Here is a 490-nt window from a genome sequence, read left to right as displayed (position 1 = left end):
GGAGCTGGTGCGTGAGCGGCTGAGCGTCTGGGGCGAGGAGCGGATCTCGGTCGCTGCGGTCAACGGTCCGTCGTCGGTGGTGGTTTCGGGTGAGCCGGCCGCACTGGAGGAGTTGCTGTCCTCGTGTGAGGCGGATGGTGTCCGGGCTCGCCGGGTGCCGGTGGACTACGCCTCGCACTCGGCGCAGGTCGAGTCGATCCGCACCGAACTGCTGGACGTCCTCAAGGACGTCACCCCGCAGGCGGGCCGGGTGCCGCTGCTGTCCACGGTGACGGGCGAGCTGGTCGACGGTTCGGGCATGGACTCGGAGTACTGGTACACCAACCTCCGTACCACCGTGGAGTTCGCCGACGCGACGGCCGAGTTGCTGCGCAACCACGGCATCGGCACCTTCGTCGAGGTCAGTGCGCACCCCGTCCTCGTGATGGCCGTTCAGGAGAGCATCGAAGCAGCCGGCCGCGAGGCGGTCACGGTTGGCACGCTGCGCCGG

General features: G+C 69.4%; 1 protein-coding gene. It reads left to right on the top strand.

Going from position 1 to position 490, the window contains the following annotated elements; all coding sequences use genetic code 11:
* Window positions 1-490, top strand: a 490-nt coding sequence (locus tag UK12_RS33070; RefSeq protein WP_045306910.1) for an acyltransferase domain-containing protein, incomplete at both ends; no start/stop codon positions are given.

Source organism: Saccharothrix sp. ST-888 (genome assembly GCF_000955975.1).
Classification (GTDB): Bacteria; Actinomycetota; Actinomycetes; order Streptomycetales; family Streptomycetaceae; genus Kitasatospora.
Note: the sequence above shows the minus strand (reverse complement) of the source record. Positions and strands in the feature narration are given on the sequence as shown.